Annotated in this window: 15 protein-coding genes and 2 pseudogenes; 9 read left to right on the forward strand and 8 right to left on the reverse strand. The window is 67.8% G+C overall.

The annotated features are described in order from the left end of the window. A pseudogene (locus A5712_RS32420) lies at positions 1–1,012 on the reverse strand (PE family protein); the annotation flags it as partial. Between the two features lie 101 nt (positions 1,013–1,113). Between A5712_RS32420 and A5712_RS06360 the strand changes: the two are divergent. Genes A5712_RS06360 through rfbA form a run of 3 tightly spaced genes read left to right on the forward strand, consistent with a single transcriptional unit; the run spans position 1,114 to position 3,156 of the window. After that, on the forward strand, positions 1,114–1,869 hold the full coding sequence (locus A5712_RS06360; protein WP_068102631.1) for a maleylpyruvate isomerase family mycothiol-dependent enzyme: 756 nt from the start codon (positions 1,114–1,116) through the stop codon (positions 1,867–1,869). Between the two features lie 28 nt (positions 1,870–1,897). After that, the gene (locus A5712_RS06365; RefSeq protein ID WP_068102693.1) at positions 1,898–2,266 is read left to right on the forward strand and encodes a nuclear transport factor 2 family protein; all 369 of its coding nucleotides are present in this window, start codon (positions 1,898–1,900) and stop codon (positions 2,264–2,266) included. Between the two features lie 20 nt (positions 2,267–2,286). After that, positions 2,287–3,156, forward strand: a complete 870-nt coding sequence (gene rfbA, locus A5712_RS06370) for a glucose-1-phosphate thymidylyltransferase RfbA (RefSeq protein ID WP_068102633.1) — start codon at positions 2,287–2,289, stop codon at positions 3,154–3,156. Here rfbA and A5712_RS06375 read toward each other — a convergent pair. Both A5712_RS06375 and A5712_RS06380 read right to left on the reverse strand, forming a co-directional pair. Beyond that, positions 3,104–4,393, reverse strand: coding sequence for a YibE/F family protein (locus A5712_RS06375; RefSeq protein ID WP_068102635.1), 1,290 nt, complete (start codon positions 4,391–4,393; stop codon positions 3,104–3,106). The genes rfbA and A5712_RS06375 overlap by 53 nt on opposite strands. 34 nt (positions 4,394–4,427) lie before the next feature. Next, positions 4,428–5,716 (reverse strand): annotated as a pseudogene (locus A5712_RS06380) (pyridoxal phosphate-dependent aminotransferase). 72 nt (positions 5,717–5,788) lie between these two features. Between A5712_RS06380 and A5712_RS06385 the strand changes: the two are divergent. Both A5712_RS06385 and A5712_RS06390 read left to right on the forward strand, forming a co-directional pair. Next, the gene (locus A5712_RS06385) at positions 5,789–6,013 is read left to right on the forward strand and encodes an antitoxin MazE-like protein (RefSeq protein WP_068102640.1); all 225 of its coding nucleotides are present in this window, start codon (positions 5,789–5,791) and stop codon (positions 6,011–6,013) included. Then, positions 6,010–6,333, forward strand: a complete 324-nt coding sequence (locus A5712_RS06390; protein WP_068102642.1) for a type II toxin-antitoxin system PemK/MazF family toxin — start codon at positions 6,010–6,012, stop codon at positions 6,331–6,333. Before A5712_RS06385 ends, A5712_RS06390 begins: the two co-directional genes overlap by 4 nt. A 13-nt stretch (positions 6,334–6,346) precedes the next feature. Here the strand turns inward: A5712_RS06390 and A5712_RS06395 are convergent, their stop codons facing one another. The 4 genes from A5712_RS06395 to A5712_RS06410 form a co-directional block, all read right to left on the reverse strand. Next, on the reverse strand, positions 6,347–9,280 hold the full coding sequence (locus tag A5712_RS06395; RefSeq protein ID WP_068102644.1) for a heterodisulfide reductase-related iron-sulfur binding cluster: 2,934 nt from the start codon (positions 9,278–9,280) through the stop codon (positions 6,347–6,349). A 122-nt stretch (positions 9,281–9,402) separates the two neighbouring features. Continuing rightward, positions 9,403–11,046, reverse strand: coding sequence for an Hsp70 family protein (locus A5712_RS06400; RefSeq protein ID WP_068102646.1), 1,644 nt, complete (start codon positions 11,044–11,046; stop codon positions 9,403–9,405). 10 nt (positions 11,047–11,056) lie between these two features. Then, a complete protein-coding gene (locus A5712_RS06405; RefSeq protein ID WP_068102649.1) occupies positions 11,057–11,566 on the reverse strand; it encodes a hypothetical protein in 510 nt (169 codons plus the stop codon). 52 nt (positions 11,567–11,618) lie between these two features. Beyond that, positions 11,619–13,208: a PPE family protein gene (locus tag A5712_RS06410; RefSeq protein ID WP_304528661.1), complete on the reverse strand. Its 1,590-nt coding sequence runs from the start codon at positions 13,206–13,208 to the stop codon at positions 11,619–11,621. A 250-nt stretch (positions 13,209–13,458) separates the two neighbouring features. Between A5712_RS06410 and A5712_RS06415 the strand changes: the two genes are divergently transcribed. From A5712_RS06415 to A5712_RS06425, 3 genes are all read left to right on the forward strand, one after another. Next, on the forward strand, positions 13,459–14,709 hold the full coding sequence (locus A5712_RS06415; RefSeq protein ID WP_068102651.1) for an HNH endonuclease signature motif containing protein: 1,251 nt from the start codon (positions 13,459–13,461) through the stop codon (positions 14,707–14,709). 192 nt (positions 14,710–14,901) lie between these two features. Beyond that, positions 14,902–17,544 (forward strand): adenylate/guanylate cyclase domain-containing protein, encoded by a 2,643-nt coding sequence (locus A5712_RS06420; protein WP_082973307.1) that lies wholly within the window; start codon positions 14,902–14,904, stop codon positions 17,542–17,544. A gap of 130 nt (positions 17,545–17,674) precedes the next feature. Next, positions 17,675–20,869: an adenylate/guanylate cyclase domain-containing protein gene (locus A5712_RS06425; RefSeq protein WP_255404395.1), complete on the forward strand. Its 3,195-nt coding sequence runs from the start codon at positions 17,675–17,677 to the stop codon at positions 20,867–20,869. 14 nt (positions 20,870–20,883) lie between these two features. On the opposite strand, the gene A5712_RS06430 is transcribed toward A5712_RS06425, so the two are convergent. Continuing rightward, positions 20,884–21,381 (reverse strand): hypothetical protein, encoded by a 498-nt coding sequence (locus A5712_RS06430; protein ID WP_156766446.1) that lies wholly within the window; start codon positions 21,379–21,381, stop codon positions 20,884–20,886. Positions 21,382–21,792: 411 nt separating this feature from the next. Here A5712_RS06430 and A5712_RS06435 point away from each other — a divergent pair, with 411 nt between their 5' ends. Then, positions 21,793–24,438: an adenylate/guanylate cyclase domain-containing protein gene (locus A5712_RS06435; protein ID WP_068102657.1), complete on the forward strand. Its 2,646-nt coding sequence runs from the start codon at positions 21,793–21,795 to the stop codon at positions 24,436–24,438. Positions 24,439–24,544: the final 106 nt, after the last annotated feature.

Genomic DNA, 24,544 nt, shown 5'->3' on the forward strand with positions numbered 1-24,544 from the left:
CCGCCCCCGCCGCGGGCGCCGCCCGTGCCGCCGGCACCCCCGGCGCCGCCGTGGCCCCCACCACCCCGGCCCCGCCGTCGCCGCCGTCGCCGCCGTTTCCGTGGAGGCCGGTCCCGCCGGCCCCACCGACCCCGCCGGCACCGAGCAGGCCACCGTTCCCGCCGGCCCCGCCATTACCCCCGCCGGTCACGCCGGTGCCGCCGGCCCCTCCCGCGCCGCCCGTCGGCTGGGTCGGCCCGCCGATCCCGCCATTGCTGGCCAGGCTGAACACCCCGCCATTGCCGCCGGCGCCGCCGTTGCCGCCGGCGCCGCTGGCCGAGAGCCCGCCCGCGCCGCCGGCGCCGCCGGCGCCGAAGATCCCGCCCGTCCCGCCGTTGCCGCCGTTTCCCCCGTTGACACCGATACCGTTCGAGAACCCGCCGGCACCGCCGGCACCGCCGGCACCGAACAGCGCGCCGGCCCCGCCGTTGCCGCCGTTGCCGCCGTTAGCACCCGACCAGCCGGCGCCGCCCGCGCCGGCCGCGCCGAGCAGCCCGGCGGCCCCGCCATTGCCGCCGTTGGGGTGGCTGGCCCCACCCGAGCCGCCCGCCCCACCGTTGCCGATCAGGATTCCGGCGTCGCCGCCGTTTTGCCCGGTTCCCGGGGCCCCGTTGCCGCCGTTGCCGACCAGCGGGCGCCCGAACAGCGCTTCGGTGGGCGCGTTGATGGCGTTCATCAGCGTCTGCTGGACGTTCGCCGCCTCGGCGCCGGCATACGAGGCCGCGCCCCCGCCCAAGGCATGCACGAACTGGTCGTGAACCGCCGCCGCCCGGGTGGCCAGCGCGTGAAAGTCCTGTGCCTGCCCCGAAAACAGCGACGCGATCGCCGCCGACACCTCGTCGGCGCCCGCGGCCACCACCCGCGTCGTCGCGGCCGCCGCGGTCGCGTTGGCCGTGCTCACGGCCGCACCGATGCGAGCCAAATCGGAAGCCGCCGCCCCCAGCGCCTCCGGTCCTGCGATCACAAACGACATGCCCCCGCCTTTCATCAGTCGCTGACAGGACGGACGTTATCCGCATCGACGGCTGGCCGCACTGGATCAAGCCGGTCGGGACCGGCGAGTAGCCTGACCCCGTGGACTACGCCGCCGAGTTCCTCACCGAAAACCGGGCCTTCGCCGAGCTTTTCCGCGGTGTCGACGAATCCACGCCCGTGCCGACATGCCCCGGCTGGAGCGTCAGCCAGCTGCTGCGCCACGTCGGGCGCGGCGATCGGTGGGCGGCGCAGATCGTGCGCGACCGGCTCCAGGAATACCTCGATCCCCGCACCGTCGACGGCGGCAAGCCGCCACCGGATCCGGCCGACGCGATCTCCTGGCTGCACGGCGGCGCGCAGCGGCTGGTGGACGCCGTCGAGTTGGCGGGCGTGGAAACACCGGTGTGGACCTTCCTCGGCACGCGCCCGGCGAACTGGTGGGTCCGGCGCCGGCTGCACGAGACGGCGGTGCACCGCGCCGACGCCGCGATCGCGACCGGGAGCGAATTCACCCTGGGCGCCGAGATCGCGGCCGACGGGATAACGGAATGGCTTGAGCGCGTGGCCATTCAGGCCGGAAGCGACGGGTCGCCCCTGCCGCTGGAGGCCGGCAACACCCTGCACCTGCACGCCACCGACCCAGGGCTGGGCGACGCCGGCGAATGGACGATCAGTGTCGACGGCGGCGCGATCACCTGGTCGCACGAGCACGGCAAGGGCAGCGCCGCGCTGCGCGGCGGCGCCACCGAACTTTTGCTGTCGCTGCTTCGCCGGGTCTCGCTGGCCGACACCGGCATCGAGCTGTTCGGGGACGACGCCGTGTGGCAGAACTGGCTGGACCGTACGCCTTTGTAACTCGGGCGGACACGGTAGCTTGCTGACCATGACCACATCGGAGATCGCCACCGTTCTGGCGTGGCACGACGCCCTCAACGCCTCGGACCTGGAAACCCTGGTGGCCTTGTCCAGCGAGGACATCGAAATCGGCGACGCCCACGGGGCCGCGCAGGGTCATGAGGCGCTGCGCAGATGGGCGGGCTCTCGCGAAGGCACGGCCGAACCCGGACGCATGTACGTGCACGACGGCGTTGTCGTCGTCGAAGAGAAGGTCAGCACCCCGGACGGGGAGGTCACCAACGCCGCGTCGGCATTCCGGGTGGTCCGCGATCACGTCACGTCGGTGTTCCGGCACGAGGACCTGGCCGCGGCGCTGGCCGCCACGGAACTCACCGAGTCCGACCTCGTAAATTAGGCCCGAACAGAGAGGCACCTATGCGTGGGATAATCCTGGCCGGCGGGTCGGGCACCCGTCTGCACCCGATCACGATCGGCATCAGCAAGCAGTTGTTGCCGGTCTACGACAAGCCCATGGTGTACTACCCGCTGTCAACGCTGATGATGGCCGGCATCCGCGACATCTTGGTGATCACCACCCCGCACGACGCGGCCGGCTTCGAGCGGCTACTCGGCGACGGCTCGCAATTCGGCATCAACCTCAGCTACGTCCAGCAGCACGAACCCGAGGGCCTGGCACAGGCTTTCGTGCTCGGCGCCAACCACCTCGGCAACGACTCGGCCGCGTTGGTGTTGGGCGACAACATCTTCTACGGCCCCGGCCTGGGCACCAGCCTGAGTCGCTTCCAAAACATAAGCGGCGGAGCGATTTTCGCATACTGGGTGGCCAACCCGTCGGCCTACGGTGTCGTCGAGTTCAGCGACGACGGCATGGCGCTGTCGCTGGAGGAGAAGCCGGCCACCCCGAAGTCCCAATACGCGGTGCCGGGCCTGTACTTCTACGACAACGACGTGATCGAGATCGCCAAGAACCTGAAGAAATCGGCGCGCGGCGAGTACGAGATCACCGAGGTCAACCAGATCTACCTCAACCGAGGCCGGCTGTCGGTCGAGGTGATGGCGCGCGGGACGGCGTGGCTGGACACGGGCACCTTCGACTCGCTGCTGGACGCCAGCGACTACGTCCGCACGCTGGAACGGCGGCAGGGGCTGAAGGTCAGCGTGCCCGAGGAAATCGCCTGGCTACAGGGCTGGATCAGCGACGAGCAGCTGGCCAAGCGGGCGCACACCCTGGTCAAGTCCGGTTACGGCGACTACCTGCTGGGGCTGCTGGAACAGCGGCGCTGACCGGGGCCGGCTCTAAGCCCGGTTTCGCCAGCACCGCCGCGATCGCCGTCGTCAACGGCACCGACAGCGCCAGCGCGATGCCGCCGACCGCGGAGCGGGCGAGTTCGATGGCCACGCTCTCGTTGATCAGCACGTCACCCAGCGAGCGATTCGAGACGCTGAACAGCAGCAGCAACGGGAGCGACGTGCCGGCGTAGGCCAACACCAGCGTGTAGACGGTGCTGGCGATGTGATCCCGGCCCACCCGGATGGCGCCCAGGAAGATGGCGCGCCGGGAGCCGCCGAGGTGGGCGAGCTCGAACACCGTCGACGCCTGGGTCACGGTCACGTCGTTGAGCACACCGAGCGAGCCGATGATGAACCCGGCGAGCAGCAGCCCGCTGATCGACACGTTGCCCAGATACGCCGAGACCTGGCCGTTCTGGTCGTCCGACAGGCCGGTGAGATGGGCCAGATCGACTGCGGCCCAAGACAATCCGGCGGCCAGCAGCAACGCCGACAGGGTGCCCAGCAGGGCGGCGCTGGTCCGCAGGCTCACCCCGTGGGCCAGGTAGATCACCGCGTAGAGGATGACCGCGGAGGCCACCAGCGCGACGGGGACGGCGGGGGCGCCGTCGCGCAGCGCCGGCAGCAGGAACACCACCAGCACCAGGAACGCGACGACGATGCCGACCAGCGCGAGCAATCCGCGCCAGCGGGCCACGGCGACGATCACCACCGCGAACGCGACGGCGAGCGCGACCAGCGGCCAGCCACGTTCGAAGTCGTAGAAGGCGTAGCTGGTGGTGCCCTGCTCGTCGACCTGCCGGACCAGCCGGACGCGATCGCCGGCCCCGAAGTGGGGCTGGCCGGGACCGGGGGAGGACTCCAGCAGCGTCTTGGCGCCCGCGTTCGGGCCGGAGTCGATGGCGATCAGCGTCTGGATGCACCGCCCGGCGCCCGGCGCCGCCGGTTGCGGCGCCGTCGTGATCACCTGGCCCGCCGACGGGCTCCCGCAGTCGCCCAGCGCGCTGGACAGCACGTGGCCCTTCTGTGTGCTCACCGCGCCGCCGGCCGCGTTCTGGAACGGCATGGGGATGTCGACGTGCTGGCGGCTCGGCCAGAGCAACACCGCACCGGCCAGCACCGCCACCCCGATGGCGACAAGCAGCCCGACGACGATCTTCGCGGGCAGCGGATCCAGCCCGGATGGGGCCCCGGGCGAGCTGCGGAGGCTGTGCGAATGTGAGTGCGCCACCCGGTCGAGGGTAGAGGGCGGCGCCGAAACCCCGTTACTGCCGGTAACCGGCCAGGAAGTTGCCCAGCCGCTCGATCGCGGCGGCGAGATCGCGGGACCACGGCAGGGTCACGATGCGCAGGTGATCCGGCGCCGGCCAGTTGAATCCGGTGCCCTGGGTGACCAGGATCTTCTCGGACAGCAGCAGCTCCAGGACGAGTTGCTCGTCATCCTCGATGTCGTAGACCTCGGGATCCAGCCGGGGAAACGCATACAACGCGCCCTCGGGTTTGACGCAGGACACCCCGGGGATCTCGTTGAGCTTGGTCCAGGCGACGTCGCGCTGCTCGAGCAACCGGCCGCCGGGAAGGACCAGGTCTTCGATGCTCTGGTGGCCGCCGAGGGCGACCTGGATCGCGTGCTGCGCCGGGACGTTGGGGCACAGTCGCATGTTGGCCAGCAGGCTGATCCCCTCGATGAAGCTGCTGGCGTGCTCCTTGGGCCCGGTGATAGCTAGCCAGCCGGCCCGGTAGCCGGCGACCCGGTAGGCCTTGGACAGGCCGTTGAAGGTCAGGCACAACATGTCGGGCGCCAGCGTGGCGAGGCTGATGTGCTTGGCGTCGTCGTAGAGGATCTTGTCGTAGATCTCGTCGGCCAGCAGCAGCAGCTGGTGCTTGCGCGCCAGGTCGACCATCTGGGTGAGGACCTCGCGGCTGTAGACGGCGCCGGTGGGGTTGTTCGGGTTGATCACGACCAGCGCCTTGGTGCGCTCGGTGATCTTGGATTCCAGGTCGGCGATGTCGGGCTGCCAGTTCTGGGTCTCGTCGCACAGGTAGTGCACGGGTGTGCCGCCGGCCAGCGAGGTCGACGCCGTCCACAGCGGGTAGTCCGGCGCCGGGATCAGGACCTGATCGCCGTTGTCGAGTAGGGCCTGCAGCGTCATCGTGATCAGCTCGGATACCCCGTTGCCCAGGTAGACGTCGTCGACGTCGAACCGCGGAAAGCCCTCGACCAGCTCGTAGCGGGTGACCACCGCGCGCCGGGCCGGCAGGATGCCCTGCGAGTCGGAGTAGCCCTGGGCGTACGGCAGGGCCTGGATCATGTCGCGCATGATCACGTCGGGCGCCTCGAAGCCGAACGGCGCCGGGTTGCCGATGTTGAGCTTGAGGATGCGGTGTCCCTCGGCCTCCAGCCGCGCCGCGTGCTGGTGCACCGGGCCGCGGATCTCGTACAGGACGTCCTGCAGTTTGGACGACTGGGCGAAGGACCGCTGCCGATGATGGCCGGTGATGTGCGCGGGCAGCTGGTGAGTACTCACGTCCCTATGGTGCCATCGTTGTCCACTGAAATTTGCTGACCGGTCGCGAAACCCCAACACCGTTGCATGCAACGACCGTTTCATGCAACATTGGGGGCATGGCCAGGACATCGACTGGGCGAGCCAGCGAATACCGTCGTCGCATGCGTGAACGCGGGTATCGCCCCGTCCAGATGTGGGTGCCGGATGTCCGGTCGGCCCAGTTCGCCGCGGAGGCGCACCGGGAAGCACTGGCGCTGGCCGAAGCCGACCGGCACAGCGACGATATGGACTTTGTCGAGGCGATCTCGGACGATCTGACGTCACTGGACGACGACGGGTGATCCGCGGCGAACTGTGGACGGTCTCGGGGGCCGTCTACGCGGCCAAGCCGCGTCCGGCGATCATCGTTCAGGACGACCTGTTCTCGGCGACGGAATCCGTCGTCGTCATTCCGCTGACTGCGACAGCGGTGGCCGGTGTGGCGGTAGCGCGAATCGCGGTCCCGACGACAACCGGTATTGCACAGCCCAGCTTCGCCATGATTGACAAGATCACAACGGTTCGCCGCTCAAACCTCGGAACGCGGATCGGTCGCGTGTCCACGACGCTCATGGCAGACATCGAACGGTCGCTTATGGTGTTCCTCGGCTTGGCCTCCTGAGCCCAATCCGTGATCAGCGCTTGCCCGGTGGGCGGGCGCCGCGCGCGATACCCAGGCCTTTTACCGGTGCCGCCGGCGGTGCTGCGTCACCGTCGGGCTGCGCCGACGGCTCAGGCTTTTGCTCGGGCTCGGCCTTGGCCTCCGGTTGCTCGGCCGGGGCCTCGGCCCCGGCGGGCTTCGCGGCGGGCGCGGCCTTCTTGGCACCGGGCCGCATGGCGCCGGCGGCGATGCCGAGCCCCTTCACCGGTGCGGCGGGAGCCGCGGGGGCCTTGGCCTCTTCGGCGGGCGCGGCCGGTGCGGCCGGCTGAGCGGCCGGGGCATCGGCCGCAGAAGGGGCCTTCGCCGCCGGGGCCGCCGACTTCTTGGCGCCGGGCCGCTTCGCGCCGGCCGCCAGGCCTAGCCCCTTAGCCGGTGCGGCAGGCGCCGCGGGCGCCTTGGCCTCTTCGGCCGGTGCGGCCGGCTCGGCGGCCGGGGCCTCGGCCGCAGCAGGGGCCTTCGCGGCGGGTGCCGCCTTCTTGGCGCCGGGCCGCTTCGCGCCGCCGGCGATGCCCAGGCCCTTGGCGGGCGCCGGTGCCGCGGCCTTCGCCGGCTCCGGCTCGGCGGCCTTGGCCGGCGCGGGTTCCTCGGCCTTCGTCGGCGCCTCGGCGGCCGCCGGCGCCGCGGCCTTCGGTGCTGCGGCGGCCCGCTTCTCGGCCTCCTTCGCGGCCGTGCCCTTCTCGGGCAGCGTCGCCTTGTCGTACTCGATCGACCCGAGCAGCACCTGCGCCACGTCGAGCACCTCGACGCCGCTGCGGCCGGCCTCCTCCTGCCGGTCGTTGACGCCGTCGGTGACCATCACCCGGCAGAACGGGCAGCCGGTCGCGATGGTGGCGGCTCCCGTCCCCAGCGCCTCGTCGACGCGTTCGTGGTTGATCCGCTTGCCGATGTGCTCTTCCATCCACATGCGCGCACCACCGGCGCCGCAGCAGAAGCTGCGCTCGGCGTGCCGCGGCATCTCGGTGAGGGTGGCGCCCGCCGCGCCGATCAGCTCGCGCGGCGCCTCGTACACCTTGTTGTGCCGGCCCAGATAACACGGGTCGTGGTACGTGATCTCCTGGGAGACGGACGTAACCGGCACCAGCTTCTTGTCCCGCACCAGCCGGTTGAGCAGCTGCGTGTGGTGCAACACGGTGTAGTTGGAGCCCAGCTGCCGGTACTCCTTGCCCAGCGTGTTGAAGCAGTGCGGGCAGGTGACGACGATCTTGCGGTCGACGGTCTCCACACCCTCGAACAGCCCGTCCAGGGTCTCGACGGCCTGGGCGGCCAGCTGCTGGAAGAGGAACTCGTTGCCCGACCGGCGCGCGGAGTCGCCGTTGCACGTTTCGCCCGTGCCCAGCACCAGGTACTTCACGCCGGCGACGGCCAGCAGCTCGGCGACGGTCTTGGTGGTCTTCTTCGCCTTGTCGTCATACGCGCCGGCGCAGCCCACCCAGAACAGGTACTCGTAGCCGTCGAAGCTGTCGACGTCCTCGCCGTACACCGGGACGTCGAAGTCGACCTCGTCGATCCAGTTGGTCCGGTCGGAGGCGTTCTGGCCCCACGGATTCGCTTTGGTCTCAAGGTTTTTGAACAGCACCGACAGCTCGGAGGGGAACTCCGACTCCATCATCACCTGGTAGCGGCGCATGTCGACGATGTGGTCGACGTGCTCGATGTCCACCGGGCACTGCTCGACGCACGCGCCGCACGTCACGCAGGACCACAACACGTCAGGGTCGATGACGCCGCCCTGCTCGGCGGTGCCGACCAGCGGGCGGGTTGCCTGCTCCGGACCCGAGCCCATCACGCGGCCGAAGCCCGACTCGGGGACGTGATGCTCCTCGGCGTGCTTCTCGCCGCTCAGGTTCTCGGCGACCCCGCCCTCCGGGGTGTTCTCGAGCGGAGTCTCCTTGTCCCCCAGGATGTATGGCGCCTTGGCCATCCAGTGGTCGCGCAGGTCCATGATGACGAGCTTGGGCGACAGCGGCTTTCCGGTGTTCCAGGCCGGACACTGTGATTGACAGCGCCCACACTCGGTACAGGTGGCGAAGTCGAGCATGCCCTTCCAGGTGAAGTCCTCGATCTTGCCGCGGCCGAATTGCGCGTCGTCCGGCGGGTTTTCGAAGTCGATCGGCTTGCCGTCGGACTCGATGGGCAGCAGCGGGCCGAGCCCGTCGGGCAGACGCTTGAAGATGACGTTGATGGGGGCCAGGAAGATGTGTAAGTGCTTGGAGTGCAACACGATCAGCAGGAACGCCAGCATGACGCCGATGTGCAGCATCAGGGCGACGGTCTCGACGATCTCATTGGTGTTGTGCCCCAACGGCCGCAGCAGCGAGCCCATGAAGTGGCTGAAGAAAGCGCCGCGGCCGTACGGGAATTCGTCGCCGAGCGCATTCACCGAGGCCCCGCGGAAGATGGCGTACGTCCAGATGACGTTGAAGATCATGAACAGGATCAGCCAGGCGCCGCCGGTGTGTGAGCCGTAGAAGCGGGACTGGCGGCCGTACTCTTTCGGCTCGGTGCGCAGCCGGATGATCGCGAAGGTCACGATGCCGGTCAGCACGGCCAGCGCGAAGAAGTCCTGCAGGGCGCCCAGCGCGTCCCAGCGGCCGATGATCGGGATGTGGAAGTTCGGCTGGAACAGCACGCCGTAGGCCTCGATGTAGACCGTCAGCAGGATGAAGAATCCCCACATGGTGAAGAAGTGCGCCAGACCGGGCAGCGACCACTTCAGCAGCTTGCGCTGCCCGAACACCTCGGTGAGTTCCGTCCAGATGCGGTTGCCGACGTGGTCGGCGCGCCCGCTGGCCGGCTGGCCGGACATGATCAGCTTGTTCAGCCACAGGACACGGCGCGCAGCGAAAGCGCCCACCACCACGGTCATGCCCAGTCCGAGTATCAGTCTGATGAGCGTTTGCGTGGTCACAGAAGGTCTCCCCAATTCCTAGTTTGTTGCCTACCGAGGCTTGCTCATAGTGACATCTGGGTAGGTTTCGGTGCGAGATAGGCTGCCCTAAGTCGCCGCTCGGCGGCGCCCGTGGCCTGCGGCTAACGCCCGAACGGCGGTTGCGGCAGGGGCAGCGGCAGCGGCCTTTGTCGCGTGGTCGTCGGCGCCGCGGTGGTGGTTGCCTGCGACGTCGTGGTCGGCTGGGCGCTCGTGGTGGTCGGCGCCGCCGTTGTGGTCGTGGGCGGCGGACTGCTGGTCGTGGTCGTCGCCGGAGGCTCGGTCGATGACGACGGCGGTGGCGGCGGGGGCGGAAGCACCGTCACGGTGGTGGTGCCGTTCGGCTCCGTGATCGTTTCCGTCTGCGACGTTTGCGGCGGCGCTTGTTCGGTCGGCGGGGTGTTGTTGGTCGGGGTGGTTTTCGGGTGGCCCAGGGTCAGCGCCAACACCACCGCGAGCAGCACGGCCGCGGCCGCGCCGACGACGCTCAGCACCAACGCGGTGCGCTTGTACCACGGCAGCGTCCCGCTCGCGGCGGCGAGGCGGCCGCTGTCGGTGTCACCCAATCTCGTTGGCTCCCGGCCGTATTCGCCGGTCATGTCGGGGCCGACGTAGGGCACCGGCTCGGCGGCGTCGTCGGCGTCGGCCGACCACGCCAGGGCGGGACCGCCGTCGACGACCTTGGCGGTCTCGACCATTTCGGTCGGGTTTTCCACGACGGGGCTGGCGGCGGTCGCGACGCCCGCCGCGGCCTGCTGTTGGCCCAGCACCGCGGCGCCGACGGCGGCGGCGAGCGCGGGTTGCGGCGCGGTGTGGATCGGCACCCGCAGGCGCTCCGACAAACGCGCGGCGACCAACGGGATGCTGGCGCCCCCGCCGACGGCCGCCACGGCCGCCAGGTTGGCTCGCTCAATCCCGTTGCGCTGCAACGCGTCTTCGACGCTGCTGACGAAACCGTCCAGCGGCTGCGAGATGAGCTGTTCGAGTTCGGCGCGGGTAAGCCGGACCTCATCACCGGCAGCGGTGGTGCTGGACAGCTGCTCCTTGACGCGGCGGCATTGGGCGAGTTGGCGCGCCTGCGCGCCGATTCGGGCGGTGCTGGCCAGGTCGGTGCTGGTGGCGTCCGAGCCGCCCGACCGCACGTAATCGAGGATGAGTTGGTCGATCCCGTCGCCGGAGAAGTCGGTGTAGCGCACCGACGAACCGATCTGGGCAAGGCTCGACCCGGCATTGATCAACGTGACGCTGGTGCCGCTGGCGCCGAAATCGCACACCGCGACGACGCCGGCCGGGAATCCCGGGTGGGCGCGCAGGGTCGCGAGCGCGGCGGTGGCGTCGGAGATGAGGGCCGGCGCCACACCGCCGCGGGTCAGGTCCGGCTGGGCGAAAAATTCGTCGCGCAGCGCGGTGGTTTGCGCCTCCGACCAGTAGGCGGGAACCGCGACGGTGACGGGCGTGCCGTAGCCCACCGTGCGGGCCATGGCCTCGATCGCCTCGACCGTCAGCACCTCGCCGAGGTACTTCGTCCCGTCGGCTGCCACCAGCGGGGCGCGGTCCCCGACCCGCTCGACGAACCCACGCAGCACCAGACCCGGCTCGGAGAGGTTGGGGTTTTCCTCCGGCAGGCCGATTTCGGTGGGTCGGTGCTCGAACAGCGTCAAGACCGAGCTGCGGACCACCGGAGCGCTGCCCGAACGGACCGCCACCAGGTTGGCCGCCCCGATCGACAGCCCGAGCGCCTCGCTCATAGCGCGGACTTCACTGCGTAAGGCCCGGCGGCAGCGTGACCACGGGTCCGTCGGGAATGGTGATCACCGACGGCAGCTGGGGCATGTGGTGCCGATGCGTCGGCTGTTGCTGGGTCGGCTGGCGTGTGGGCTGCTGGGTCGGCTGCTGTGCGGGCGGCTCGGCCGCGCTGCTGGTGGGCGGCGGCGCCGGCGATTCGGTGGTCGTCGGCGTCATGGTCGTTGTGGTGCTCGTCGTCGGGGTGGTGCTGCTCGTGGTGCTTGGGCTGGGGCTGGTGCCCTTGCCGCCCTGGATGAGCTCCATCAGCCCGTAGACGATCAGCGCGAGCAGGATGAGGACGGCGATGATCCAGGCGATGATTCCGGCTGGCTTCCGGTACCAGGGGGTGGGCTCGGGTTCCTGCTCGAACGGATCGAGCGCCTCGGGTTGTTCCGGCTGGTCGGGTGGCGGTTCCGCGGCGCCATAGTTCGCATACTGCGTCCGCTGATTGTGGAAGTCGTCCGGTGGGCCGTTGGATGCCACGGAGCCGATGGTACTGACACCTCCTTCGGGCCAGCTCAGAGCGTCGACCCGGTTAGGCGATACCGAGTTCGTGATCGATCTGCGCCCAGTACTGCGGGCCGTCCAGAGTGAGGATGATCCAGTCGTGAATTTGGCCGTTGGCCAGCACGAAGTTGAACGGGGCATTCGCCATGACGGCGTCGTGCTGGAGCACGAGCACGTCGGGTGAGAGCGAATCCAGGTTGCCCGTGTACACATACGTGGGCGGGAGCCCGGCGAGGTTCCCATACAGCGGGCTCACTTCGTAGTTGTTGGTGGGAAGACCGCCCGCCCACTCCTTGCCGATCTGTATTCCGGGCGCAACCGGCAGCAGCGGATCCTGGACGAACGCGATGTTCGGGTTGCTGAACGTGACATCCAGCCACGGAGACAGCAGGACCATCGACGACGGCACCGGGGCAAGCGGATTCTGGGCCAAGGTGTATTCCTCGGCCGCCAGCGCGAGGTTGCCGCCCGCGGAGTCGCCGGTCAGGCTGACATGCGAGGCCCCGTGTGCGGCGATCTGCGAGTTGATGAAGCCGGCCATCTGGGGCACCACCGTGCCGGCCGTGCCACCCTGCTGCAGCAGCGGGTAGATCGGCACCTCGATGGTCGCGCCGGTCTGATACGCCATGACCGTGTAGTCGAGCCAGTGGAAGATCGACGGCGCGAAGATGAACGCGCCACCGTGAATGGCCACCACGTAGTTGCCGGTCGGGTGCGCCGGGGTGATCTGCACGACGTCCATCCCGTTATATGTGGTGTGCTGCACCGTTTCTCCGAGCAGCAACGGCAGCAACCGCGGCGGGGTGTTGGACAGGCCTATCCCAAGCAGCGGATTGTTGCCGGTAAACAGCTGCAGGAACGGGGAACTGGGCGACGAAAGCTGAGCCTCGAGTCCCGGGAAGAAACCCAGGAGGGGCTTCACCGGGTACAGCGCGGCTTCTTCGAACCGGGTGGCCAGCGACGGTCCGCCGGTGTAGGTCCCCGTCTGCGTCGCCGAGAAGGGCGGAGCGGCCGGCGCCCCGAAGATGGTGCCGATGACCGTGTTGGCCACGTGGTGGAATTCGCTTTCGACAGCTTGGACGAATTCACCGGGCAGGCTTTGCAGCGCCTGCTCCCACGAGCCCAACTGCGCCACCGTCGCCGACGCGCTGGCGTGATACCCGCCCATCGCGGCGACGTCCTGCGCCCACATCCGCTCGTAGTCGGCCTCGGCGGCCGCGATCGCGGGGGCGTTCTGACCGAACAGGTTCGAGATCACCAGCGACACCAATTGGCCGCGATTGGCGTTGACCACTGCCGGATCCACGATCGTCGCCAGCGCGGACTCGTAGGCGGTGGCCGCCGCGCGGGCCTGGGCCGCCGATTGTTCGGCCTGGGCGGCCGCCCCGCCGAGCCACCTCACGTAGCGGGCCGCCGCGTCCGTCATCGATGCCGATGCGGGGCCTTGCCAGGCCTGGCCGGCCAGGTCCGAGGTCAAGGAGTTGAACGCGTCGGCCGCCGAACTCAATTCGGAGCCGACGCCCTCCCAGGCAGCCGCCGCCTCCAACATCGGCCCCGGACCCGGTCCATCGAGCAGCAATACCGAATTGACCTCAGGCGGCCACACCAAAAAGCTCACCACTGCTCCCCTCGATCAGCGCTGATCGCATTCCCCTTTCAGGAACGTACCGCATCGACTCATCCCGAAATCCTGGATTGCGGCAGCTTTATCCTCGGTGGCCCCGGACGCAGGTGGCCGCTCTGGTGGCTGGAGTGGGCGGCGTGCGGTGGCCATTCAGACTGTGCCGCTTATCCAATGACGACGGCCGTGGCCCCGGCGCGGATTTCTTAGCCGAAAACTTGTCGGACCCGGCTGTGATGATGGGGTCATGTCTTGGACCGCAGCTGTTGGCGCTTGGGTGGTGAATGAGCCCACGCGTCTTGAGGTGCTGTTTGAGGAGTTGGCGGAGTTGTGCGGTCAACGCAATGCGATTGATGGGCGCATTGTGGAGATCGTCGCTGAGATCGATCGCGACGGGTTGTGGGGTAATACCGGGGCGCGGTCGATCCCGGCGTTGGTGGCCTGGAAGACCGGCTGCTCGCCGGCCAACGCCCATACGATCGCCACGGTGGCCGGCCGGATGCAGGAGTTTCCGCGCTGCACCGCGGCGTTGCGGCAGGGGCGGTTGTCGCTGGATCAGGTCGGGGTGATTGCCGCCCGCGCGGGCGCGGGCTCGGATGAGCATTACGTCCAGCTGGCGAAGGTGGCCACGGTCACCCAGTTGCGCACCGCGATCAAACTCGAACCGCGCCCCGACCCCGATCCTCGCTCCGAGGCGGAGCGCTCGCTGACCAAGACCACCGACGAGCAGGGCAGCTGCTATCGGATCAAACTTCCGCATGTGGACGCGGCGACATTCGACGCGGCGCTGGCCGCGCATCGCGACGCGCTGTTCGCGGCGTGGAAACGCGACCGCGGCGACGGCAACGCCCCCTCCGATGCGGCGCCGCCGCTGCCCAACACGGTTGATGCGTTGATGCGGCTGGTGGAGGCGGGCTGGGACGCCGAAGCGGCGCGCCGCCCGCAGGGGCAGCACATCACGGTGGTGGTGCACCTCGATGTCGAGCGGCGCGCCGCCGCGCTACACCTGGGCCCGCTGCTGTCCGACGCCGAGCGTCAATATCTGACCTGTGATGCCACCTGCGAGGTGTGGTTCGAACGCGAGGGGCGGCCCATCGGTGCCGGGCGCACCACGCGCACGGTCAATCGGCGGCTGCGCCGCGCGCTCGAGCACCGCCACCCCACCTGCGCGGTCCCCGGCTGCGGGGCCACCCGCGGCCTGCACGCCCACCACCTCGTGCACTGGGAAAACGGCGGCCCCACCGAGTTGACCAACCTGGTGCTGTTATGCCCCTATCACCACCGGGCACACCACCGCGGCCTGATCACCATCACCGGACCCGCCGACCACCTCGTCGTCACCGACGACGACGGGCGACCACTGTCCGCGGGATCACTCGCCCGGCCACCGAACCACCCGCCGCCCGCCGTCCCACCCTGCCGCGGACCCCTCGGCGAACGCGCCGACTGGTGGTGGTACACCCCCTTCGAACCCCAACCCCCACCAACAAACAATTAGGCCGGTGACCGGCTGAAAACAGTTGGGTAATAGCCAATTCGTTTGTGCTACGCGCGACGATCCGATGCATTAACCACGTCTCGAAATAGACGGCATTTGTGAGTGTCGGAAGCCGGTCGCAGTTAGCCGGTGGACCACGCAACCTTGTGACATCCTGTGCGGGTGTCCGCGGGCGTGCCTCCGTCAGGGGTTGTGACCTTCTTATTCACCGACGTCGAGGGCTCCACCCGTCGGTGGGAGGCAGACCCCGATGAGATGCGGTTGGCGCTGGCCGCCCATGACGAGGTTTTGCGTAACGCGATCGAGGCCCACGGTGGCTTTCTGTTCAAGCACACCGGTGACGGGGTGTGCGCGGCCTTTGCCTCACCGAGGTCCGCGGTGGATGCAGCGGTGATTGCTCAGCGGGAGCTGGGTTTACCGGTGCGAATGGGCATCGCGACGGGCGAGGCACAGCTGCGGGACGGGGATTACTTCGGTGCGGTACTGAACCGGGCCGCGCGGGTGATGGCCGCTGGACACGGCGGCCAAATCCTTGTTGCTGACTCGACTGCGGGTCTGCTCAGCGGAGTGGATCTGCTGGATCTGGGGCCGCGGCGGTTGCGAGATGTGCCGGTGCCCGTTGGGCTGTTTCAGGTTCGAGAAGCCCACCTGCGGACCGACTTTCCGCCGTTGCGGGCGCTCGATACGACTCCCGGGAATCTGCGGCCTGCGACCACGACTTTGATCGGTCGCGAGGCCGAGGTTGATGAGATCGAGGCGGCGGTCAAGGCCCATCGCTTGGTGACGCTGACCGGTGTGGGTGGGGTCGGAAAGACTCGTCTGGCGTTGGAGGTCGGGAACCGACTGGCCGACGAGTTCCCCGATGGAGTCTGGTTTGTCGAGCTGGCGGCAGTCGGCGACCCCGAGGCGGTGCCCGACGCCGTGGCGGCGGTGCTGGGCATCACTCAGCAACCAGGCAAGAGCGTGAACGAGAGCGTGGCCGCCGCGGCGGAGGGCAGGGTCCGGTTATTGGTGTTCGACAACTGCGAGCACGTCCGCGATTCCGCCGCGGATCTCATCGAAGCGATCCTTGCGCACTCGGCGACGGTGCGGATCCTGGCGACCAGCCGGGAAGGACTGGGTCTGGCCGACGAGCAACTGTGGCAGGTGCCCTCGCTGGACGTGGGCCCGGGTCCCGACTCATCCGCGGTGGAACTGTTCGTTGAACGTGCGCGCAGCGTGGCTTCGCGGTTCGCTTTGAGCAACGCCGATGAGGCGGCTGCGGTGGTGGAGATCTGTCGTCGCCTCGACGGGATTCCGTTGGCCATCGAGTTGGCCGCATCGCGGATGGCGTCGATGACCGCCATTGAGGTATGTGATCGTCTCGGCAAACTGTTCAGGCTGCTGGTTGGGTCGCGACGCGGGCTGGAACGCCACCAAACGCTGCGCCACGCCGTGGCGTGGTCTTATGACCTGCTCAATGACGCCGAAAAAGCGCTGCTCGACCGCTGCTCGGTGTTCGCCGGTGGATTCGATCTCGAAAGCGCTTGCGCCGTAGCCGGATCCGACGACGTCGACGACTTCACCATACTGGACCTGCTCGATGCTTTGGTGCGCAAGTCGTTGCTTGTCGCCGACCGATCGACGGGAAGGACCCGGTTTTCGATGCTCGAGACGATCCGCCAGTTCGCCGAGGAGCAGCTCGTCGGGAGCGGGGCCGCGACTGACGTGCGAGACGCCCACGCCCGCCACTTCGCCGGCCGCGAAACCGACGCCCTGTCCCTGTGGGACAGTCCCCGGCAGCGCGAGTCGTACCAGTGGTTCGCTGTCGAGCTGGCCAATCTGCGCACCGCGTTCCGCTGGGCTGCCGACCAAGGCGATTTGGATGTCGCGGCCACCATCGCCACGTATGGGGGGTTGCTCGGCAACTGGAGCCAAACTTTTGAGCCCTTGGCGTGGGCCGAAGAGCTCATCGAGCCCGCCCGCGCCGTCAACCACCCGCGGCTGGCATTCCTGTACGTGATTGCGTCGCAGTGCTTCCCGAGCGGACGGATCGAGGCGGCTGTCGCCTACAGCGAGGCCGGGCAGACCGTTCTCGAAACGAGCCGCCATGCGCCGCCGTTCGGCATGGAGGTCGTGCTTGGGCTTGTATACCTAACCACCGGGGCGCCCGAGCGGTTGGTTAAGTCGGCCCGCGCCCAGCTCGCCCGCCGCCGCGACAACCACCCCCACATCCGAGCATGGCTGATAGGCGCCCTTGCGGCGGCCGGTTCCGCTGCGGAGGCGATGGATTCCGCGGATGGCCTCATCGAAGCCGCCGAGGCAACGGACAACCCGATGTTGCTCGCGACGGCACTCTGGGTCCACGGTTTGGCTTTCCGTGAGGTGGATCCCATCGGGGCGCTTCACACCCTGCGCCGGGGTCTGGTGATCGCTCAAGACAGCGGCAACCGCACCATCGCTTCCGCCCTGGCGAACTATCTGGCCTTACACGAAGCCGAACAGGGCCACGCCTTGTCCGCTTTCGATCACCTCACGCTGGCGATCCGCAACTACCACGATGCGGGCGAAACGATGACTATTTGCGTCCCGTTGGCCGTCCTCGCCGTGCTCTTCGACCGGCTCGGACGCTACGAGCCGGCGGCCACGATCGCCGGCTTCGCGCTCAGCCCCTTGACCGCGGGAGGGCTCACCGAAATCACCACCGCGGTCACCCACCTCCGCGAGGTTCTAGGCGACCAGTCCTACGAATCGCTCGCGGGCACGGGTGGCACGATGACCACCGCTGAGATGGTCACGTACGCCTACGACCAAATCGACCAGGCCCGAACGGGACTGGAGGCCCTCGCGAAATAGAGGAATATCCGATTCTCGAACCGTGGTTGCCAATTCGGCGAGATCGTTGACCGCGGGCGCATCGGGCTCGGCATCGGCCCACGTGCCCCGGTAGGACGACATCGTTGACCCGCAGTGACACCATATTGGCGTGGACGACGCGCGTGGTGCGCTGGGCGCAACGGGACTGTCGTGTGCTTCGTGCGGCACGCAGCTGCCGCCGACGTCCAAGTTCTGTTATCAGTGTGGCGCACCGGTTACCGAGGTCAGCCGATCGGCCGAGTACAAGCAGGTCACCGTGCTCTTCGCCGACGTGGTCGACTCGATGGGCATCGCGGCGACCCTCGGGACGGAGCGGCTGCGCGAGATCATGGTCGACCTGGCCAACCGCTGCGCGGCCGTCGTCCAGCGGTACGGCGGCACGGTGGACAAGTTCACCGGCGACGGGATCATGGCGGTCTTCGGCGCGCCCGTGGCAATGGAGGACCACGCCTTTCGTGCCTGCCTTTCGGCGTTGAGCATTCAGGCGGAAGCGAAGGCGCTGGCAGCCGAGGTCGAGCGGCGAGATGGCACGGAACTGCTCCTGCGGGTGGGGCTGAATTCCGGCCAGGTGATCGCCGGTGAAATCGGTTCGGGCTCTTTCGGTTACACCGCGATGGGTAAACAGGTCGGGCTGGCCCAACGAATGGAATCGGTCGCCCCGCCGGGTGGAGTGATGCTCAGCGTCTCCACCGCGCGACTGGTGGACGGCGCGGCGGCGCTCGGTCAACCCGAGCTGGTCCGCGTCAAGGGCGTCACCGAACCGGTCACCGCGTACCGCCTGCTGGACACGCGAGATCGGCGTCGCGCCACAGAGCGCGCTGAGTCGAACCTGGTCGGTCGCCGGTGGGAAATCTCCACCGTCGAGGGCTTGTTCGACCGGGCACTCGGTGGACATGGCTCCGTCGTCCAGGTAGCGGGTGAACCCGGTATCGGCAAGAGCCGGTTGGTGCGCGAGATCGCGGCAATGGCGTCGGTCCGGGATGTGGAGGTGTTCAACACTTTCTGCGAGTCGCACACGAGCCAGGTCCCATTTCATGCCGTGGCGCGTCTACTGCGGGCGGCCACCGGCGTCGAAGGCCTTGACGCCCAGGCTGCCCGCGCCCGAGTGCGAGAGCAGATGCCGGACGCAGATCGCGAGGACGCACTGCTGCTCGACGACCTGCTCGGCATCGCCGACCCGGGCACGGTCGTTCCGGCGATCGATCCCGACGCGCGCCGGCGGCGGTTGGCCGCGCTGGTGACCGCCGCCAGATTGTCCCGCCCACGCCCTGCGGTCTACGTCATCGAGGACGCCCACTGGATTGATGAGGTCAGCGAATCGATGCTGACCGATTTCCTGACGGTGATCCCGCAGACCGCTTCATTGGTGCTGATCACGTATCGACCCGAGTATCGCGGCGCGTTGACTCAAGTGGCCAATGCACACACCGTAGCCCTTGCGCCACTGAGTGATTCAGAAACCGCGACCCTCGTCGCGCAGCTCCTCGGCCCGCACCCCTCGGTTGGTGCGCTGAGCCAACGAGTCGCCGAGAGGGCCGCCGGTAATCCGTTTTTCGCCGAGGAATTGGTCCGCGAACTGGCCGAGCGCGGCGTGCTGGACGGCGAGCCCGGTGCCTACATCACGGCGGCGGAGGTTAGCGAGGTGACGGTGCCCGCCACGTTGCAGGCGACGATTGCCGCGCGCATCGACCGGCTCGATCGGAAAGCCAAGCGCACGCTGAGTGCCGCGGCGGTCATCGGCTCGCGATTCGGCCCGGACCTCCTCACGGTGCTCGGTGTCGAGCCGGTGCTTCCCGCATTGATGGCAGCACAGCTCATCGATCAGGTCCGGGTCAGTCCTGAACCGGAATTCGTCTTTCACCATCCGCTCATTCGTGCGGTGGCCTACGAAGCACAGCTCAAATCGGACCGTTCGGATCTGCACCGCCGACTGGCCGCCGCGATTGAGGCCGGCGCCGAAGACTCGGACGAAAAGGCCGCACTGATCGCCGAACATCTTGAGGCCGCCGGCGATCTGCAAGCCGCATACGGCTGGCACATGCGCGCCGCGACCTGGGCGACCAACCGGGACATAAAGGCGGCGCGGCTGAGCTGGCAGCGTGCGGCAGATATCGCCGATGCACTACAAGCCGACCCCCCGCACCGGGCGGCCATGCGCATCGCCCCGCGCACCATGTTGTGCGGGACGGGCTGGCGTGTCCACGCCGACATCGCCGGTGACCGCTTCGATGAATTGCGGGACTTGTGCAACGCTGCGGGGGACAAGGCATCATTGGGCATCGCGACGGCGGGTTCGGTGGTCGGCCATGCCCATCAGGACCGGCTGCGCGAGGCGTCGCAGCTGGCGTCGGAAGCCTGGGCCCTCGCCGAGGCGCTCGAAGACGCGAACCTGACGGTGGGGCTTTCGTTCCCGGTGATCTACGGCCAGATCGAATGCGGCCGGTGGTGTGACGTGCTGCGATGCTCGCAGACCGTGATCGACCTGGCCGACGGCGATCCGACGAAAGGCAACTTCCTGGTCGGGTCTCCGCTGGCGCTCGCGTTCGCGTCGCGGGGCATGGCCCGTTATTTCCTGGGCCTTCCCGGATGGCCCGAAGACCTGCGGCGCGGCATGCCGATGGCCCGACAGATTGACCCGGCTTCCTACGCGGGGGTCGTCGGCTACGCCTACTTGCTCGGGATCCCGTTCGGCGTCCTGAGGCCGGATGATCGTGCGCTGGACGAGATCGAGGGTGCCCTACGGATTGCCGAGCGCTCCAGTGACGACGTCGTGGTGGGTTTCATCCGGGCGGCGTTGAGCCTTGCGCTGATGAATCGCCAAGAGGCTGCCGAGCGTGACCGCGGGCAGCAGCTCGCCGTCGGGGTCCGCGAGGTGTTCCTCAGCCAGGGGCACAACGTGTGCGACTTGCCGGTCATCGAGGCGTACTTGGCGCGTGAACAGGCGACGCGTGCAGACCGCGATGAGGCCATCGCGCTCCTGCGCGCCACGGGCGACCATGTGTTCCGCGACGGACGGCTACTGCTGTGGGGCATTCCCGTGACCGGTGCTCTGGTGGAAACGCTGCTCGACCGCGGGGCCGACGGTGACGTGGCAGAAGCCGAGGACGCGATCGAGCGGTTGGCGGCCGCCTCCGCCGATGAGGGCCTGGTGATGCGCGACATCTGGCTGCTGCGTCTGCGAGCGCTGTCGGCGCGAAGTCGCGGCGACGAGGCCGCCTACCGCGATCGCCGGGACCGTTACCGCGACATGGCGAAAACGCTTGGCTACCAAGGGCATATCGCCTGGGCCGAAGCGATGGCATGACGGCGGCTCCCGCCTTACGCCGGTATAACTCCGCGAGCGATGAGAATCGCGCGTATCTCCGAATTCCTCGTCTGGACTTCGTGGTACTCGAAGCCCTCGACGACCGCGACCCAGTCATCGCCTCGATTGATCGCGAACTCAGCAGCCGCGGCCAGCGCTTGGTAGAACGCCGCCGCGACGTCATCCGACCACATGACCCATACTCCGTGTTCGGTTTCAGACAGGGCGCCGATTGACGCATAGAAGCTGTCAAGCGCACCGCTCGCCCGATCCGGATTGAGGAAGTACAAGACGTGTGGGACCTCTGAATACAGCTTTTGCAGGAAGGCAGCGATCGCCGGATTCAGGTAGGGATAACCGTCCGGCACGTCGGCGAAGCTCAGGACGACCGATCCGCGCCAGGCCAGGACCCGTGCCGGATCATCGCCGACATTGGTCAGCACATTCCGTACCGCAGTGATGTCTGCCTGGCGCCACTGACTTGCCGGGATATCCAGCCGCTGGACGGTCATCGTGGTTGCCGCTACTCAGGTGCCAGCTCGTGAGCCATGTGGTCCCCCAACATTGATCGAGCCTGCCGAACGGCCGCGGGTATCCGGCATCCTCCCATGTTCGACCTACTTCGTCACCGGTGCGTCCACGGACCTGGTGTCTGAAAACAGTTTGACAAGACGATGCTTACGTCGTCGATTCGACGGATCCTCGTGACCGGGCATTGATCTCGTGCAAGGTGGCTCACCATCGTGTCGGGTTTCCATGCGCCTCATCGCGGGTTCGGTGCCTCGGCCCGCAGATTATGGTCCAGCTGATAGCTCAAAATGGACGATATACTCGGGCTTGAAAATTCGTTTCGGCTGGCGACGTTGACGTGGCTCATATGACATCCTGTGCAGGTGTCCCGACGGGACCCGCCTTTGGGCGTAGTGACATTTCTGTTCACCGATATTGAGGGGTCGACCCGTCGGTGGGAGTCCGACGCGGACGCAATGCGGATCGCTTTAGCCGCCCATGACGAAGTGTTGTGTAAGGCCATCGATGCGCACGAGGGCTGGTTGTTCAAACACACCGGTGACGGCGTGTGCGCTGCGTTCGTCTCACCCAAGTCAGCGGTCGATGCCGCCGTGGCGGCGCAGCGTGCGCTGGACTTGCCGGTGCGGATGGGAATTGCGACCGGCGAAGCAGAACTCCGCGAAGGTGACTACTTCGGTGCAGTGCTGAACCGTGCGGCACGCGTGATGGCAGCCGGGCATGGAGGGCAGATCCTGGTGGCCGACTCGACGGCGGCTCTGCTGAGCGGAGTGGATCTCCTGGATCTGGGGCCGCGACGGCTGCGGGATGTACCGATGCCGGTCGGGGTCTTTCAAGTACGGGCCGCCGGATTGGGCGCGGAGTTTCCGCCGCTGCGAGCTTTGGACACGACTCCGGGAAATCTCCCTCGGGCCGTCACCAGCTTCATCGGGCGCGAGTCGGAGGTCGCCCAGGTCGAAGCAGCGGTGAGGTCCCATCAGTTGGTAACGCTGACCGGCGTCGGCGGGGTCGGGAAGACGCGGCTCGCGTTAGAAGTCGCGGCACGCCTATCGGATGAGTTCCCGGATGGTGTCTGGTTTTTCGAACTGGCTGCGGTTACTGATCCGACGGCGGTGCCCGATGCGGTAGCGGCGGTGCTGGGCATCACTCAACAGCCGGGCATGAGCGTGGCTGAGAGTGTCGCCACCGCGTTGGACGGCAGGGTCCGGCTGCTGGTGTTCGACAACTGTGAGCACGTCCTCAATGTCGCCGCAGATCTCATCGAGGCGATGGTCGCGCAGTCGGCGACGGTGAGGATTCTGTCCACCAGCCGCGAAGGATTGGGGGTAGCCGACGAGCAACTGTGGCCGGTGCCTTCGTTGGGTGTCCGTGCGGGTATCGACTCTGCCGCAGTCAACCTGTTCGTCGAACGCGCACGCAGCGTGGCTCCCCGCTTCTCGATGGCCACAACTGACGAGGCGAAGGCGGTCATCGAGATTTGCCGCCGCCTCGACGGGATACCGTTGGCCATCGAGTTGGCGGCCTCGCGGATGGCGTCGATGACGGCAAGCGAGGTGCGTGATCGTCTGGATCAGCGGTTCCGGCTGTTGGTCGGTTCCCGGCGAGGCCTGGAGCGCCATCACACGTTGCGCCACGCGGTGGCCTGGTCCTACGACCTTCTCGACGGCACCGAAAAGACAGTCCTCGAACGCTGTTCGGTTTTCGCGGGCGGATTTGACCTGCACAGCACCTGCGCCGTAGTCGGATCAGATGACCTTGACGAGTACGCCATCCTCGACCTGCTCGATGCCTTGGTGCGCAAGTCGCTGCTGGTCGCCGCCCGCTCCTCGGGGCGGACTCGGTATTTGATGCTGGAGACGATCCGCCAGTTCGCCGAGGACCAACTCGTCGCCGGTGGTGGAGCTGACCAGGCCCGTGCAGCACATGCTCGCTACTTCGCGGGGCGCGAAGCCGACATCATGGCCCTGTGGGACAGCCCCCGCCAGCGGCAGGCCTACGACTGGTTCATTATTGAACTGGCTAATCTGCGCGCCGCATTTCGGTGGGCCGCCGACCACGGCGATCTCGACACCGCCGCCACCATCGCCACGTACGCGGGGCACATCGGCTTTTGCGTCGACAATTACGAGCCGATCGCCTGGGCCGAAGAGCTCATCGAGCCCGCGCGCGCCGTCGACCATCCCCGACTGGCGTTCCTGTACGTCATGGCCTCTCTGTGCTGCGTGCCCGGACGGATCGAAGCGGCTATCCGCTACACCGAAGCTGCCCAGCTGGTAATCGGCAGTGGCCGTAGCGAAAAAGTGCCGTTCGGCGTCGTGGGCGTGCTTGGCCTGGTGTACGTCATCATCGGCCAGCCCGAACGGCTGGTCGAGTGGTGCCGCGCCCAGCTGGCACACGGTCGCGATACCCATATTCTCACCAGGGCATCCTTGGTCGGCGCACTGTTGATAGCCGGCTGCGGTGAGGAGGCGCAGGCCGCCGCGAACGGCCTAATCGACGCGGCCGTGTCCACCCACAACCCCTTTTTGCTCTCACACGCGCTTTACGCCCACGGGGGCGCCTTCAGCGATACCGATCCCGCCGCAGCGCGAGACGCCCTCCGCCGGGGTCTGGTGATCGCTGAAGACAGCGGCAACCGTGCCGCCAAGACACACCTGGCGGGCAGTCTGTCTCGGCTTGAGGCCAAACGCGGCGACCCGCTGGACGCGCTCGACTACTTCACTGTGGCGATCCGCAACCGCCACGACGCGGGTAACACCACCGGTATCCGCGTCCCGCTGGCTGTGCTCGCCGCGTTTTTCGACCGGCTCGGCCGCTATGAACCGGCGGCCACCATCGCCGGGTTTGCAGTGAGCCCCCTTACGGCAACGGCCCTACCCGAGTTCAACACCGCCATCGCCCACCTCCGCAAGATGCTCGGTGACCAGGCCTACGAATCGCTCGCCCGCAAGGGCGAGACCATGACCACCGCCGAGATCGCGACCTACGCCTTCGACCAAATCGACCACGCCCGAACAGAACTGAATGGGGTCTCGAAATAGACCACATATGAGACGCCACCCAAAGGTCGCGCCGTCCTTCAAAATTCCAGGCCACGACGCCTCAAGAAATGTTGGTCTTAGAAAGATCTGTCTCGATCACGGCCTG

It is taken from the genome of Mycobacterium sp. E2327 (assembly GCF_001672675.1).
Classification (GTDB): domain Bacteria; phylum Actinomycetota; class Actinomycetes; order Mycobacteriales; family Mycobacteriaceae; genus Mycobacterium.

Coding starts and splice junctions, on each gene's coding strand:
- A5712_RS06365 (WP_068102693.1), top strand. CDS start 1,898: ATGACCACATCGGAGATCGCCACCGTTCTGGCGTGGCACGACGCCCTC.
- rfbA (WP_068102633.1), top strand. CDS start 2,287: ATGCGTGGGATAATCCTGGCCGGCGGGTCGGGCACCCGTCTGCACCCG.
- A5712_RS06385 (WP_068102640.1), top strand. CDS start 5,789: ATGGCCAGGACATCGACTGGGCGAGCCAGCGAATACCGTCGTCGCATG.
- A5712_RS06400 (WP_068102646.1), bottom strand. CDS start 11,046: ATGAGCGAGGCGCTCGGGCTGTCGATCGGGGCGGCCAACCTGGTGGCG.
- A5712_RS06415 (WP_068102651.1), top strand. CDS start 13,459: ATGTCTTGGACCGCAGCTGTTGGCGCTTGGGTGGTGAATGAGCCCACG.
- A5712_RS06430 (WP_156766446.1), bottom strand. CDS start 21,381: ATGACCGTCCAGCGGCTGGATATCCCGGCAAGTCAGTGGCGCCAGGCA.